Below are 14,249 nucleotides of genomic sequence, written 5' to 3'. Positions count from 1 at the left end.
GAATATGGCTAACAAATCACAGACTGCTTAGTTGACCAATCGCAGATATTATTATGATACAACTAAAATCTCAGAGAAACCCTTATGTTATCGGTCGTCCGATTAGCGAACCAGAAATATTTTTTGGACGACAGAAGCAACTAGCATTTATTGAAGAAAATCTGAGACAAGGTGAGAAAGTTATATTACTGCATGGTCAACGACGAATAGGCAAGTCATCTCTACTTCAAAATGTCCCTAAACTTGTTAAAGTAGATAACTCTGCTTTTGTCAGCTTTGATTTAGAATATCATAGCCAAGAGAAATTAGAAAACCTCTTAGAAAATTTAGCAGAAACTATTGTCGAACAATTAGAAATACCTCCTGAGAAAATAGCAATACCAAAAGCTCAACAAATACAGGAAGAAAAAGAAATTTTTTGTAATACTTTTCTACCTCAAATTCACGAACATCTTCACCAGAATAATTTAGTATTACTTTTAGACGAATTTGACGCTATAGATAATAAACATATCGGTGTAGAACTTGAATCATTATTTAAGCAATTAAAAAGCATTGTCTATAAAAATCCGAGATTATTTGTGATAATATTTGCTGGGAGGAAACCAGCAGATATCCCAAATTTGCTCGAAATATTTCCCAAAGTACCGATCGCCGAAGTTGGATTACTAAATGATGAAAGTATTAAGCAGCTGATTATCGAACCGGTTGGGGGTTCTTTGAGTTACGAACCAAATGCGATACAAGCAATTGCAGATTTATCAGCAGGACATCCTTACTTCATTCAAATCTTGTGTTTTGCGGTTTTCAGTAGAGCTAGGGAACTGCAAAAATGGGAAGTTGTCGAAGAAGATGTAAAAAATATTATTGATAAGGCAGTTGAGTTGGCAGAAGCGGGTTTTGCATGGTACTGGGAGGCTTTATCTATACCTGAGAAGGTAGTTTTTTCTGCGGTGGCTGAGGCGCAAAAAGTAGCTAGTGAAAAAAATGACCAAGTGCTAGAAAAAGACCCATTGATGCTACTTAAAAGTCATCATGATGTATTGTCAAGAGATTTGCTAGAAAAATTAACCAAAGAATTAGCATTAAAGGGTTTCTTAAATGAGCAAGGCAATAAAGTAAAAATAGAATTAATCCAGCGTTGGTTAATACAACGTCACCCCTTATGGCAGGAAATTAGAGAATTAGAAAAATTAGATAAACAAGAAGTTAGTTCTACTCCCGAAACCTTTAATCAAATACCTTTAATCAGCCAGAATCAAAAGCAAAATACTATTATTCAAAGCAGTGTTTTGAGTGAAGATTTCCAGAAGTCTGAAAAAGATGTATCTTCCGTTAAACCTTCTAAAACTAAAATTAATCTGAATAGAGAGGAAATCTGGTTAGTTTCCGGAATTCTTCTTTTAGGAGCAGCTGCGATCGCTTCCTTCATCATATTTATTTATACTCCCAATCACAGCAATAATCAAAAACAAAACTCAGCACCAAATGCGACATCTCCCAGCCAATAGTTAGTATTAGCGGTGCGTTAGACACAAGCCGTAACGCACCCTACTTACTGAATGCAACTCGGTATCACTTACGCGTAGCTTCCAGTAAGCGGGAAAAATAAAAGCGAGTTTTAGTCATCGCTTGACGTTGCACACAAAAGCCGTTATTCTCCAAGATTCTCACTACATCAGCCTCACGATGCAGATATGCACGAGTAGCTTTACTCGGGCCGGGAAAGAAACTGCCAATTTTCTTGAGTATAGTCAAAGCGCAGGTCTTTGGCGCAAAACTAAGAATTATCCGTGACTGTGCTAGAGAACAGAGGTGAGAAATCATTTCATCGGCTTTTTCTTGGGGGTAGTGGATGAGAACATCCAAGCAAATAACAGTATGGTAACTACCACTCAATGATTCCAAATCCTGGACAGCAAAGGTAGGATTTCCGGCATTTCCCAAGGTTTGCTTGGCTCTATCTTTGCCTTCTTCCACCATTTTTTCAGAAATATCGCTTGCATAGACTTTGGCACCATCGACTGCTAGCGGGATGCTGAGACTACCCACACCGCAGCCAGCATCGCAGATTGATAGTTCTGATAAATTGTTATCAGCTTTTAGCCAGTCGAGAACTGTATCCACCGTTTGCTGGTGTCCATTGCGGATGTCCAGCTGAACTTTGTTGACTTCACCATCGCCGTAAATCCGCCTCCAACGGTCAAACCCTGTGGAATTGAAATACTCGCGAACAATCGTTTTATCGTCGGCTGCGTTCATAAACTTTGATTTTTAGGGGTTCCCAATGCTTAAAATTATCATTGATAGGAACCCATATGAACGCTCTTCCAGATTTTTGCAAATATAGTTAATGTATAAGCGAATAATACTCAATGATGTTTGGGGACACGAAGAGTTTTGAACTATACTTAATGCTTAATGACTAATAATTGTTGATACTGGTTGCAATTTTGTTTGATAAACTTTGACTAATCTATCAATACCTTTAAACCGATAATCTCCCATTTCTTGGAAGTCCGATGGTTGTGAAAGCATTCTATAAGTGGCTTCACTAATCACGCATTCACTCGGAGGACAAACTCCTTCCATGCGAGCTGCCAGATTAATTGTTGCGCCTAATGCTGTATAATCTACCCTTTGCGAACTACCAACATCTCCAACAACCGCTTTACCACTATTAATTGCAATGCGTAATTGCAGCGGTTCTTGCCAAAAATTATTGGCATTGAGATGTTTCAGACGAGCGAGCATTCCCTTAGCAGCAGTTACAGCGCGATCGGCGTGATCTATTTGCGGTTCTGGAGCGCCAAAAAATGTCATGATACAATCGCCAATATATTTATCTAAAGTGCCGCCGCAAGTAAACACTTCTTTGAGCATTTCTTCAAATAAATTATTTAATAGTTGAGCGATCGCAGTTGGTGTTAATCGTTCAGAAATTGCTGTAAACCCGACTAAATCCGCAAACAAAATACTGATTTCACTTTCTGCTGGTGCTAAACGACCATCTGGTAATGCGCCTACAGATATCAACTGCTGTACAACTGCTGGGGAATGATAGCGTTCTAGTCGGTGACGAATCATTTCTTCAGTTTTAAGTTTCTCTGCTAGTAGCCAACGCTGGACGCTAGAAGCCACAAGGTTTGCTAAAGCTGAAAAAAAGCTCAGTTCTTCCTCGCCTTCATTTGCCCAATGGTAAGAAGAAAGATTGGCATCGGCATAAAGAACGCCAACAACTTTATTTTCATCCCATAAAGGCACTGCCATTGCACTGCGAATGCCTTTGACTAAAATACTCTGTTCGCTAGCAAACCGTTCATCCTGATGAGTATCACCAGTTTGAATAACGACTTTTTCTGCAAATACTTTTTGACAGATACTACGACTAATCCAACTACCATCAGCAGAAAGATGTTGCTGTTGGGTAACATTTCTAGTAGCAGCATTCACTAACTCTAAGTGCCCACGACCATTGACATCAATTAATAATGCCAAGCGATCAATACTATCAAGATAACGAAATACAACTTGTTGCACCTGGGAAAAAATCTCTTCTATAGACGCTGCCGCACAGAGATTTTTCGCTATATCAACTAAGTCTTTGAGACGGGCAATAGTTTTATCTTTATTGGTGATGTTGCCATCTTTACTATCAGCTGCAATCCATTGCTGTTGTAATTGTTCAACATTGTGAAGGATTGTTCTTTGCTCATTAGTATCCGAAGTTGATGCATACTCTGGTGTCGATGTTGATTGTGAAGCAGGATTTGTCAGCAGCACTACTAGGTTAACATTACCCAACCAAACGACATCGCCGTGATGTAACTCTTGGGGAGAGTTTACCAGATATTTATTGACTTGCGTGCCGTTTTTGCTGCCCAAATCTTCAATAGTCCACATCCCCTCAGTCGTTTTTAAAATCCGGGCATGGTTGCGGGATACTCCAGCAAAAGGTAAGTACAAATTACATTCCGGCAAACGACCAATCGTAAATACATCTTGGTCAACTGCGATCGCTGTCTCGGTATCTCCCTCTTGTAGGCGTAGGGTGAGTTCAGTCATGAGTGTGATAGATCCATTGAAGCTACGGGTGCGAGCAACTCTTGGGTAAGTTATACCTTAAAGGTTAACTCTTCACCTTTTCTTTATGACACTGTTAACTGCATTCCGACAACTGCGTGTATTTAATATAACAATAAATTTGAGGTAGGAGCGGTTAATTTATCTGGTATTTTCCAGCTTGTGTACTCATACTGCTACTAAACTACTACTCAAGTTAAGTATTATTGTTGAGATGTTTGATAATATTTAAAGGAACTCCAATAAATAAATTATCCTGTTTGAAGTTGCTGACCTACACCCTTGTTGTTGACCATTCTCCATTCCCCATCCTCAAAAAAAAATCTGAGAGTCAAATGATAATGTCCACCAGCGATCTAAAATGACACTGTTAATCGGTAAATAAAAAGTCAATAAGTTCAGCGTATGGTGCGTCAACGCTCAATTTTCTCATTTGTTTTGGTATTATTGGCCACATTTCTCATTAGTTGTGGCAGGCCTGGTGTCGCAGTGGCACCTCCAACGTACACAGAAACGCAAATTGCGAAAATTCAGGAATACGTTCCGGAAATTCAAGCTGTGCGCGAGCGCTCACAAGAGTTGCAGACCTTTATCCAAAGAAAAGATTGGATTAACGTGAGTAACTTTATACATGGTCCGATAACAGAAGCAAGGTTAAACCTGACTTATGTCACTCCCCACCTTCTACCCAAAGACCAAACCGCAGCACGTCAAATAACGCGAGATTTATTTAACCACCTGGTTAAAGTTAATCAAGGCGCTTCCTCTGGCAACGGTGAACTTGCTTCGAGTAACTCACAGGCTGCTTTCAAAGACATTGACAAATTCCTCGAGTTGCTTCCTGAGACAACCACTCAATAGAAGCAAGTTAAGATGAGCAAAGGGGCACAGAGGGATGAGGGAGATGAGGAGATGGGCGAAACTACGCTCACCACCCCATCACTCCACTTCCCACTCCCCGATTCCATCTCAAACAAGCAATGAGTCATGTAGTTATTATCGGTTGTGGTGTGGTTGGAGCTGCGATCGCTTATGAACTCAGTCAAGTAAAAGGGCTGAAAATCACAGTTTTTGATCGGCAACCACCAGCACAAGCTTCCACGGGTGCTGCACTTGGTGTTTTGATGGGCGTAATCAGCCAAAAAATCAAGGGCAAGGCTTGGCTAATGCGGCAAACTAGCATCCAACGCTATGAAACCTTGATTCCAGAATTAGAAGCTATAACAGGTAGCAAAATTCCTTTTAACCGCCAAGGAATTCTGATGCTGCTCTGTGATGCCGCCAAGGAAATCTCAGCATGGGAAAGGTTAGTAGAAACTCGCCAGTCTCAAGGATGGCAGTTAGAAATTTGGAATACTGCTCAACTTCAGAATATCTGTCCTCAGGTCGATTACCAAAAAGTTATTGGCGCTGTTTATTCTCCTCAAGACCGTCAACTCGATCCAACTGCCCTGACATTAGCTTTAGTTAAAGCTGCCCAGCAGAATGGTGTAACTTTCAAATTTGGTGTAGCTGCTTTAGATAGCCAAACTTCAACGCCTGAATCTTCGCCTAAATTTTGCCATCGTCTTGAGACTACAGAAGGAAAAATAGCTGCTGATTGGTTTGTAGTCGCCGCCGGGTTAGGTTCAACGCCACTGACGGCAAAATTAAATCAGGCGATTGATATCCGCCCTGTGTTAGGGCAAGCTTTACAAGTACGTGTAGGGCGTCCATTAGGCAATCGGGACTTCCAACCGATAATCACTGGTAATGATGTCCATATTGTTCCTGTAGGTAGTGGAGATTATTGGTTAGGTGCAACAGTGGAATTTCCCACCAACGGCGATGAAATACCGCCAAATCAACAACTGTTGGAATCTGTTAGAGAACAAGCGATCGCATTTTGTCCAGAATTAGCCACAGCAACTATTCTCCGCACTTGGTCGGGGTTACGCCCTCGTCCTGAAGGACGCCCAGCCCCAATCATTGATAAGTTGCCAGGATTTAGTAACGTTCTTTTGGCTACCGGACACTATCGCAACGGCGTTTTACTAGCACCCGCCACAGCATATGCAATTCGTGAGATGATTATTCCTCAGGGAGTGGGGACTGGGGACTAGAAAAAAGTTTTTCTATCCCAATCCCTAATTCCCAATCCCAATCCCTTTTATAAAAAACCTTTTCATCTTTGCGCCTCTGCGCCTACCCTTTGCGAAGCCACTTCGTGTCTATGCGTGAGGCTTTTAAATTCCAAATCTATAGGAAAATAGCGTGTCAATAACAGAACATAAAATAAACGTAGATTCACTAGAATGGTTTTATCGGGAATCTTCACCAATTGGCAGAACTGACTTAACGCCAGTATTATTGCTACACGGCTTAGTTTCACAAAGTTATAGCTGGCGTAATATTATACCTGCTTTAGCGAATCAAGGTACAAGAGCGATCGCCCCAGATTGGATTGGTCACGGCTTTTCTGCAAAACCAGAAAAACGAGATTTTGCTTACACTCCTGATGCTTTTGTCACAGCTTTATCAGGATTTATCAAAGCGTTAGAACTCGAATATTTTTCCTTAGTTGTAGAAGGCTTTTTAGGTTCTGTCGGACTACAATATGCTTTGCGCCATCCAGAACAAATTGCCAATATAGCTATCTTAAATACACCTATTTCAACTACTGCTAAATTACCTTGGAAAATTAAACAAATGGGTTTACCTTTGGCTGGTGAAGTCATGACCCAAGACCCGCTCTTAGTTGACCGAACACTAGAAGGTGGTAGCCGTTATCGCATAGAAGATAAGGATTTAGATATTTATCGAAAACCGTTTTTGACCGCTTCTGCATCTGGTCGAAGTCTGTTAGCAAGTATTCGCAATTTGCAACTTGATTCAGCAATGACAGAAATTGAATCTGGCTTTCAACAATGGCAACAGCCAATTCTGATTCAATGGGGTATGATTGACCCTTGGTTACCCGTAGATGTTGCAGAAAAATTTACAAATTCGGTATCCAATGCTGAATTAATAAAACTTAATAACGTCGGACATTATCCTCAAGAACACTACCATGAGACTATTTTAGAAGACCTTTTACCCTTTGTACGTCGCAAAGATACTCATTGATAATATACCTCTGGCAAAAATCGATATTATAAAAATGAATGTCAGAATTTAGAAGTCATAAGTTAGAATTCTGACTCATTTTTATTGCCATTAAAAATGCATCAAAACCACACTGATGGAGATTAGAATTCATGGCTTATTCATGGTTTAAAGTATTTCATATTGTCGGATTTGTAGTTTGGTTTGCCGGTCTGTTCTACCTGGTACGTCTTTTTATTTATCATGTTGAAGCTAACGAAGAACCTGAACCAGCGCGAACGATACTAAAAAATCAGTATCAAATTATGGAAAAGCGCCTCTATCATATCATCACTAACCCAGGAATGTTTGTGACCATCGCTATGGCCATCGGCTTAGTCAGCACTGAACCAGAAGTGTTAAAAGAGGGTTGGTTGCATATCAAACTGCTGTTTGTGGCCATTTTAATTGGCTATCATCATTACTGCGCTCGTTTGATGAAGAAGTTAGCAGTAGATGAATGTTCCTGGAATAGTCAGCAATTACGTGCTTTAAATGAAGCACCGACAGTGATGTTGGTAGCGATTGTCTTACTGGCTGTATTTAAAAATAATCTGCCAACAGATATCACTGCTTGGGGCATTTTTGGAATGATTATTTTAATGGCAGTTACTATTCAACTTTACGCCAAAAAACGTAGGCAAGATAAAGAGAAGTTGATGGCGCAGATAGGGCAAATTCCCCAAGAGCAAAGTTAGATAACATTGCCTAGGATATTTCAGATAAAGTCCGGGCAAAACATTGTTCATTTATTTGAACCACATATCTTGTATGGGCACGCTAATGCTGTGCCCCTATACTGTGGTCTATATTATTTATCAAGCCAGTATTTATACGTAACTAATTTTAGGTTTACAAAAACGCAGAAATCAGCTTCCAAGTAGTCTGTAATGCATAAAATATTAAAAAGTTTTGTATGAATAAATAATTTTTTTGTATAAAAAGTTTAAAATCTTGTAAAACTAAAGTAGTTTTGTCATAACTAGAAAATCAAAGTTATTCTTGGGTCTTTAACAAAAATGGCAAATAAAATACTACTTAGCCTGCAAGATTTAAAACCAGAATATCAGAGGCTTTGGGATAGCTGCGAAATTAAGCCAGATAAACTTAAAAATGCTCAGAACATAGTTGCGAAAATCAGTGCAAATCGCCCTCGTTACGAAGTATTAGAGCAAAAAATTAATGTGCCTTGGTACTTTGTTGCAGTCATCCATAATATGGAATCTTCCCTGAACTTTGGCACACATCTGCACAACGGCGACTCGTTAAAAAAACGTACTGTCCATGAACCAACTGGCAGACCACTAGCCGCCCCGAGCAACGGCTGGCAGGTGGGATATACCTGGGAAGAAAGCGCGATTGATGCTTTGACAATCAAAGAATTTAATCAAGTCAAAGATTGGAGTTTGCCAGCACAGCTTTGGCAGTTAGAGAGATACAACGGTGTTGGTTATAGAAAATATCATCCAGAAGTTCTTACACCTTACTTGTGGTCAGGGACTAACCACTACAACAAAGGCAAGTATGTAGCTGATGCCAAATGGGATGCTAATGCAATTTCTGACCAAATAGGCATAGCAGCTTTACTAAAAGTTTTGATAAAAGAAGCAAATCTTAACATTCAACAAGACGTGGTGACTGCGTGAGGGAGAAAAGACGCGGGGACGTGAAAAGGGAAGTATCCCCGTGTCCTTGTGTCCTCATTTACTTAATTTGCGGATGAGCATTTTGTCCATCCCAACACACTAAGGTAGGCGTAGGCGTGGTTTGAGTTTGGTAAGCGTTTTTGATACCAACCCAATTACTGGCAATTGGCATTCGCCAACCAGTTCCAAAGGCGCGGTCGGTAATTTTTAAGCCGGGGGGTGCTTGTCGGCGTTTAAATTCAGCACGCGCTACCATTTGAATTACTCGATTGACAATTACGGAGTCGTGACCGGCTGCAACAATTTGGGCTGCTGATTGGTAATTATGAATCAGGCGTTGTAAGATATCGTCTAAAATTTCGTAGGGCGGTAGAGAGTCTTGATCTAGTTGACCTGGTTTGAGTTCGGCGCTGGGTGCTTTAGTCAAGACGTTGTTGGGGATGATTTCCTTATTTTGATTTAACCAGTGGCAAAGTGAATAAACGCGGGTTTTAGGAACATCTGCAATTACTGCTAAGCCGCCATTCATATCGCCGTAGAGGGTACAGTAACCGACCGCCATTTCTGACTTGTTACCAGTAGATAAGAGAAGATAGCCAAATTTATTAGCGATCGCCATTAATAAATTACCCCGAATCCGGGATTGAATATTCTCTTCTGCCAATCCAAATTCTGTATCTGCAAATAAATTGGCTAAAGTGCGATCAAAGCCTTGCATTAATTCGCCAATTGGTAAAGTATCAGTTTTGATTCCCAAATTTTCGGCTAATGCTAAAGCATCGCTAATAGAATGTTCGGAACTATAAGGCGAAGGCATGAGAACACCTAGCACATTTTCTTGACCGAGTGCAGCAGTGGCGATCGCTGCTACTAGCGCCGAATCAATCCCGCCACTCAGACCCAAAACTACTTTAGAAAAGCGACACTTGCGGGCATAATCTCGTACTCCCAAAACCAAAGCTTGCCAGATTTCTTCATCTTCTGACTCATATACAGGTGCTAGAGAACTCAGTTGCAAATCTCGCACCGCTTCGTCAAATTCAATTGCTAACAAATCAGCTTCAAAACCACGGGCGCGACAGATAATTTCACCTTGACGATTTAAGGCAAAACTACGACCATCAAAAATTAAATCATCATTTCCCCCAACCTGGTTAGCATAAATAATCGGTTGTTGGAAACGCACTGCGCTATACTTGAGCATTGTTTCACGAAACTGTTGCTTGCCCGCAGTATAAGGAGAAGCAGACAAATTCACAATTAAATCTACACCCAGAATTGCTAAATCAGCAATGGGATTTACTGCATAAGTACGTTTGCCCCAAAATTCCTCATCATTCCATAAATCTTCACAAATAGTGACGCCAATATTGATATTATCTAAGGTAAAATAATTCGCTTGCAAGCCTGGATCGAAATAACGACGTTCATCAAATACATCGTAAGTAGGTAAAAGTCGCTTGTGAAAAACTTGTTTGACTTCGCTATTTTCTAGCAAAGCAATGCTGTTAAATAAACTTTTACCACCATTAGTATGTGCATTAATATTTTGTTCAACAGTTCCTACCAACACCGCTAAATTTGCTGGTAAATCCTGAGCTAAGTTTTGTAAAGTTATATTCATAGCTTCCACAAAACTAGGATTTAGTAATAAATCTCGTGGTGGATAACCACACAAAGAAAGTTCTGGTGTGAGCAACAAACGCGCACCGCCAGATGCAGCGCGTTGTGCCGCTTCTAGGATTTTTTGGGCATTTCCTACTAAATCACCAATTGTCGGATTAATTTGAGCGATCGCAATTTTCATATTAGTTATTAGTCATTAGTCATTGGTCATTGGTCATTGTCTCCCCATCCCCCTCATCTCCCTGATTAAATAAACACCAAAGGTTTATCTTTTAAGGGGGCAAAAGCTTCGGCATCAAACTTATATAAACTAGCCGGACGACCAGCACCCCGCGAGACTTTAATTCCGGTATCAGATAAAAAACCTAACTTGAGTAAACGCGCCCGAAAATTAGAATAGTCAGAAAAATTGTCACCTAAAACTGTGGCATATAACTGATATAAATCATTTAAAGTGAACATTTCTGGCAACACTTCAAAAGCCACCGGACTATACTCCAATTTATTTCGCAAACGCCTATGTCCATAGGTCAAAATTTCATTATGATCGAAAGCTAATTGTGGAACTTGTTTAACTGGATACCAGGCTATACCTGTAACGCGATCGGCAATCAATTCGGCTTCTTCAAATCGCACAAGGGCAAAATAACTAACTGATAGATAACGTACACCATAGCTATCGGTTGCTTCCCGGGGGTCGCGATTCGGCCCTCCAAAGGTATAAAGTTGTTCCAAATAGAGGTTGTTGACCTTAATTTTCTCTGCCATAATGCGATATGCGGCATCTTCCAAAGACTCTCCTCGACGCACCAAAGTACCGGGAAGACTCCAATGATTTAAAAATGGTTCTTGCTGTCGCATTACTAACAGAACTAACAGCCGATTTTGTGCAGTATCTACAGAAAAAATTACATTATCAACACCAACCTTGAAATCGGCCAAAGGTTGTTGGTTTAGCGGAGTTGAAATCTTTTTTTGCTGGCGTCCTGGCATTTGTATAAATGCTCTCGATTAATATAAGCAACTACAGGGGGAGTCAGGGCTTGGGAATCTCCATGTTCGCGGTAGGCTGTTGAGGAAATATCTAGACCAGTTAGACTAGCGATCGCCATCTTGCCTCCTAACTTTTGCACTACCTCTAAACTAGACTCATCTATTGCATATCCGGGTCGCGGTACAATCAATAGTTGCACTTCCTGTAACAAATCTTCAATGCGATACCAATTTGGTAGCTGAGTAACTAAATCTGAACCAATTACTAAAGTTAATTCAACGTTCTCACCCCAATGTAATTTGGCTTTCTCCACTGTTTCCAGCGTTCTCAAGCTACTCAATTCTTGCTCCAAAGCAATATTGTGCCGTGGTGTGTCTATATCCGCAATCAATAATTGCAGCATTGCCGCCCGATGCTCTAAAAGTGTTTGATGGGACTTAAATGGATTATCAGCTGCCCAAACAGCTACTCGGTCGTAACGTTCAGACAACCAACCCAGAATTTCCTGATGTCCAGTAGTTGGCGGATCGGCACTAGTTCCAAATAAAGCAATTCTCATAGTAATTCGTAATTCGTAATGACGCTCGTTCCTCGCTAACGCTTCGCTATCGCTGCGCTAACGTAATTCGTAATTAAGACTTTTATGTATGTGTTTGGTGCGCCTGTGCGGTTCGTTTTCTTGTTTTGTCAATTAACTGTTGTAGCGCTGACGAAATTTGCACTTCTACAGCTATAGGACGATCTAAGCGCCGTGTCTGTTGTGGCAAACTGGCAATTGAGGCAGCAGTACGCTGACGAATTGTTTCTACAGTCTCCGGCGGTTGCAACCGTTTACCCTGCTGGACTACTAACTGTAACAATGCTTGTTCTTCCAAGGAACTTTCTTCTAAAAGTCCCAATTTGTCTGCTTTTACCTTACCTCCTGTCAACGAGCGAAAAATCTGCTTGCGTCCTGGATAAGTTATCTTGCCACTTGACTGCTTCATTACTGGGATGCCGTCAATGTCTACAAGTTTGTAAACTCCATTTACGGGAGAACCTGTAACTAATCGCGTCCCCAGTCCGTAACCATCAATTTCAGCCCCAGCAGCTTTGAGTTTGGCAATTTCCCACTCATCCAAGTCGCCACTAGCAAAAATTGGCACACCAGGAAGTAGCGATCGCACCTGTTTTGATAAGGTAATTAAGTCTCCTGAGTCCAATCTCACTCCTGTTAATTGCATTTCCCCGGAATTTACTTTTGCAGCTAAGCGTTGAGCAGCAGCAATGGTATCGTAGGTATCAATCAACAATGGCGCACCCGGAAAATATCGATGAAATGCACTAAAGGCTTGTTCTTCAGTACCTTCTACTGCTGACAGCGCCATCACTAAGGCGTGTGCCATCGTACCACTTGGCTTTTGTCCCAGTTGTAGCGCTGCTAACACATTGGAAGTGGAATCCAATCCCCCAGCCAACGCCGCCCGCGCCGCCCATAAAGATGCTTGAGGACTAAATGCCCGTCTTGTACCAAATTCTAAAAGTGTTGCTGACTCTCCAGCTACATCCCGCAAGCGTGCTGCTTTTGTAGCAATCAAGGTTTGGTAATTAATAGTATTTAAAAGATAAGTTTCCACTAGTTGTGCTTGCCAAAGCGGTGCTTCAACGCGTAACAGTGGTTGATTGGCAAACACAGCCGTTCCTTCTGGGACTGCCCAAACATCCCCTGTAAACTTGCCTTCGGCTAACAACGACCAAAAGCGATCGCTTGCCCCAGCAAAAATTCCTGTCGCTTGTAACGCCGCAATTTGCGATGAATTAAAGCGAAATTTTTCTAAATATGCTAACGCCTGCGCCAAACCCATTGCAATTAAATAACCAAAATTAGGAGGCAAGCGTCTAACAGACAACTCAAAGCTTGCCTGTCGTTGTTCTATACCTTCACCTATGTAACAAGCCGCCATCGTCAATTGGTAAAGGTCAGTTAGCAAACTGTAGTCATCTGCACATAGGTTTAGTTCTTGATTCTGCTGGGTTTGCTGCTTATTTACATAATCTAAATCTGAGAAAGTTGTCATACTAGAGCTTCCTTATAAGAACGCTTCTTTTATTTATGGTAATATTCACCATAAATAATGTCAACTCCCAGTGAATGTATTTCTGAGATTAGTGTACAAGTATGAATCTACAGGCAGATTTATATTAACTTCATTAATTATTTAATATTTTTTAATAGTAAAAGTGCAGCATCTCTGGCTTGATGCCAATATTACGTTTTGATAAATTCTGGCTTCTGAATGGTAGTTGCTTTGATAGCAGGAAGCCAAGAGCGAACAAGTCAGCAAACCCCTCCAGCGCACTGCCTCCTCCTGAGTGCTAAGTTTTTAGGAAATAGTTGTGTTACAATTAGAATTAAGAAAAATTTTTGACTTTTTGAAAAACTAAAGTATTGCAAACTTATCTGAATAAATATTGCATATATTTTCAATATATTGAGAGTTGCAGCTAGCTAAGAAAATCAGAATTAGAGTAGAGGTATCACGATTAAAGCGGCTCGAAAATTAGGAGTCAAATAATATGACTATTTTCAATATTTCCCAAATGCTTGCTAATGTGACCCAGTATATTTCAGAAGCGGCAATGCGGATTTTTGGCCCTACTGATGATGCCTATCCTATTATTGGCGTACAACCTTTTACTGGTGAGCCTTATAAGAAAGGTACAGCTGATATTTGGTAGATGGTGATACAGCGATAATATCAAGCGTGTAAGGGAACTCCAAAAAATAATATCATGTT

General features: G+C 40.7%; 13 protein-coding genes. 7 read left to right on the top strand and 6 right to left on the bottom strand.

Going from position 1 to position 14,249, the window contains the following annotated elements; all coding sequences use genetic code 11:
- Positions 1 to 53 precede the first annotated feature (53 nt).
- A complete protein-coding gene (locus FCR06_RS15125; RefSeq protein ID WP_138501024.1) occupies positions 54 to 1,511 on the top strand; it encodes an AAA family ATPase in 1,458 nt (485 codons plus the stop codon).
- A 64-nt stretch (positions 1,512 to 1,575) separates the two neighbouring features.
- Here the strand turns inward: FCR06_RS15125 and bchM are convergent, their stop codons facing one another.
- A complete protein-coding gene (gene bchM / locus FCR06_RS15120; protein WP_138501022.1) occupies positions 1,576 to 2,262 on the bottom strand; it encodes a magnesium protoporphyrin IX methyltransferase in 687 nt (228 codons plus the stop codon).
- 156 nt (positions 2,263 to 2,418) lie between these two features.
- Positions 2,419 to 4,065 (bottom strand): adenylate/guanylate cyclase domain-containing protein, encoded by a 1,647-nt coding sequence (locus FCR06_RS15115; protein WP_138501020.1) that lies wholly within the window; start codon positions 4,063 to 4,065, stop codon positions 2,419 to 2,421.
- Positions 4,066 to 4,488: 423 nt separating this feature from the next.
- Here FCR06_RS15115 and psbQ point away from each other — a divergent pair, with 423 nt between their 5' ends.
- The 5 genes from psbQ (at position 4,489) to FCR06_RS15090 (ending at position 8,852) form a co-directional block, all read left to right on the top strand.
- Positions 4,489 to 4,944 (top strand): photosystem II protein PsbQ, encoded by a 456-nt coding sequence (gene psbQ / locus FCR06_RS15110; protein ID WP_138501018.1) that lies wholly within the window; start codon positions 4,489 to 4,491, stop codon positions 4,942 to 4,944.
- A gap of 119 nt (positions 4,945 to 5,063) precedes the next feature.
- The gene (locus tag FCR06_RS15105) at positions 5,064 to 6,185 is read left to right on the top strand and encodes an NAD(P)/FAD-dependent oxidoreductase (protein ID WP_138501016.1); all 1,122 of its coding nucleotides are present in this window, start codon (positions 5,064 to 5,066) and stop codon (positions 6,183 to 6,185) included.
- Between the two features lie 151 nt (positions 6,186 to 6,336).
- A complete protein-coding gene (locus tag FCR06_RS15100) occupies positions 6,337 to 7,188 on the top strand; it encodes an alpha/beta fold hydrolase (protein WP_138501014.1) in 852 nt (283 codons plus the stop codon).
- Positions 7,189 to 7,319: 131 nt separating this feature from the next.
- Entirely contained in the window at positions 7,320 to 7,904 is a 585-nt protein-coding gene (gene hemJ, locus FCR06_RS15095; protein WP_138501012.1) for a protoporphyrinogen oxidase HemJ, read from the top strand.
- 321 nt (positions 7,905 to 8,225) lie between these two features.
- On the top strand, positions 8,226 to 8,852 hold the full coding sequence (locus tag FCR06_RS15090; RefSeq protein ID WP_138501010.1) for a hypothetical protein: 627 nt from the start codon (positions 8,226 to 8,228) through the stop codon (positions 8,850 to 8,852).
- Positions 8,853 to 8,910: 58 nt separating this feature from the next.
- Here the strand turns inward: FCR06_RS15090 and FCR06_RS15085 are convergent, their stop codons facing one another.
- The 4 genes from FCR06_RS15085 to FCR06_RS15070 all read right to left on the bottom strand — a co-directional run bounded on the left by FCR06_RS15085 (position 8,911) and on the right by FCR06_RS15070 (position 13,529).
- On the bottom strand, positions 8,911 to 10,659 hold the full coding sequence (locus FCR06_RS15085) for an NAD+ synthase (RefSeq protein ID WP_138501008.1): 1,749 nt from the start codon (positions 10,657 to 10,659) through the stop codon (positions 8,911 to 8,913).
- A 65-nt stretch (positions 10,660 to 10,724) separates the two neighbouring features.
- The gene (locus FCR06_RS15080) at positions 10,725 to 11,471 is read right to left on the bottom strand and encodes an NUDIX hydrolase (RefSeq protein ID WP_138501006.1); all 747 of its coding nucleotides are present in this window, start codon (positions 11,469 to 11,471) and stop codon (positions 10,725 to 10,727) included.
- A complete protein-coding gene (locus FCR06_RS15075; protein WP_138501004.1) occupies positions 11,432 to 12,031 on the bottom strand; it encodes a nicotinate-nucleotide adenylyltransferase in 600 nt (199 codons plus the stop codon). Before FCR06_RS15075 ends, FCR06_RS15080 begins: the two co-directional genes overlap by 40 nt.
- Positions 12,032 to 12,113: 82 nt before the next feature.
- Positions 12,114 to 13,529, bottom strand: a complete 1,416-nt coding sequence (locus FCR06_RS15070) for a nicotinate phosphoribosyltransferase (protein ID WP_138501002.1) — start codon at positions 13,527 to 13,529, stop codon at positions 12,114 to 12,116.
- A 499-nt stretch (positions 13,530 to 14,028) separates the two neighbouring features.
- On the opposite strand from FCR06_RS15070, the gene FCR06_RS15065 reads away from it, so the two are divergent.
- Positions 14,029 to 14,190: a nicotinate phosphoribosyltransferase gene (locus FCR06_RS15065; RefSeq protein ID WP_138501000.1), complete on the top strand. Its 162-nt coding sequence runs from the start codon at positions 14,029 to 14,031 to the stop codon at positions 14,188 to 14,190.
- The last annotated feature ends 59 nt before the right edge of the window (positions 14,191 to 14,249 follow it).

This window comes from Nostoc sp. PA-18-2419, from assembly GCF_005869855.1.
Lineage (GTDB): Bacteria > Cyanobacteriota > Cyanobacteriia > Cyanobacteriales > Nostocaceae > Nostoc.
This window is presented reverse-complemented; position numbering and strand designations above follow the sequence as displayed.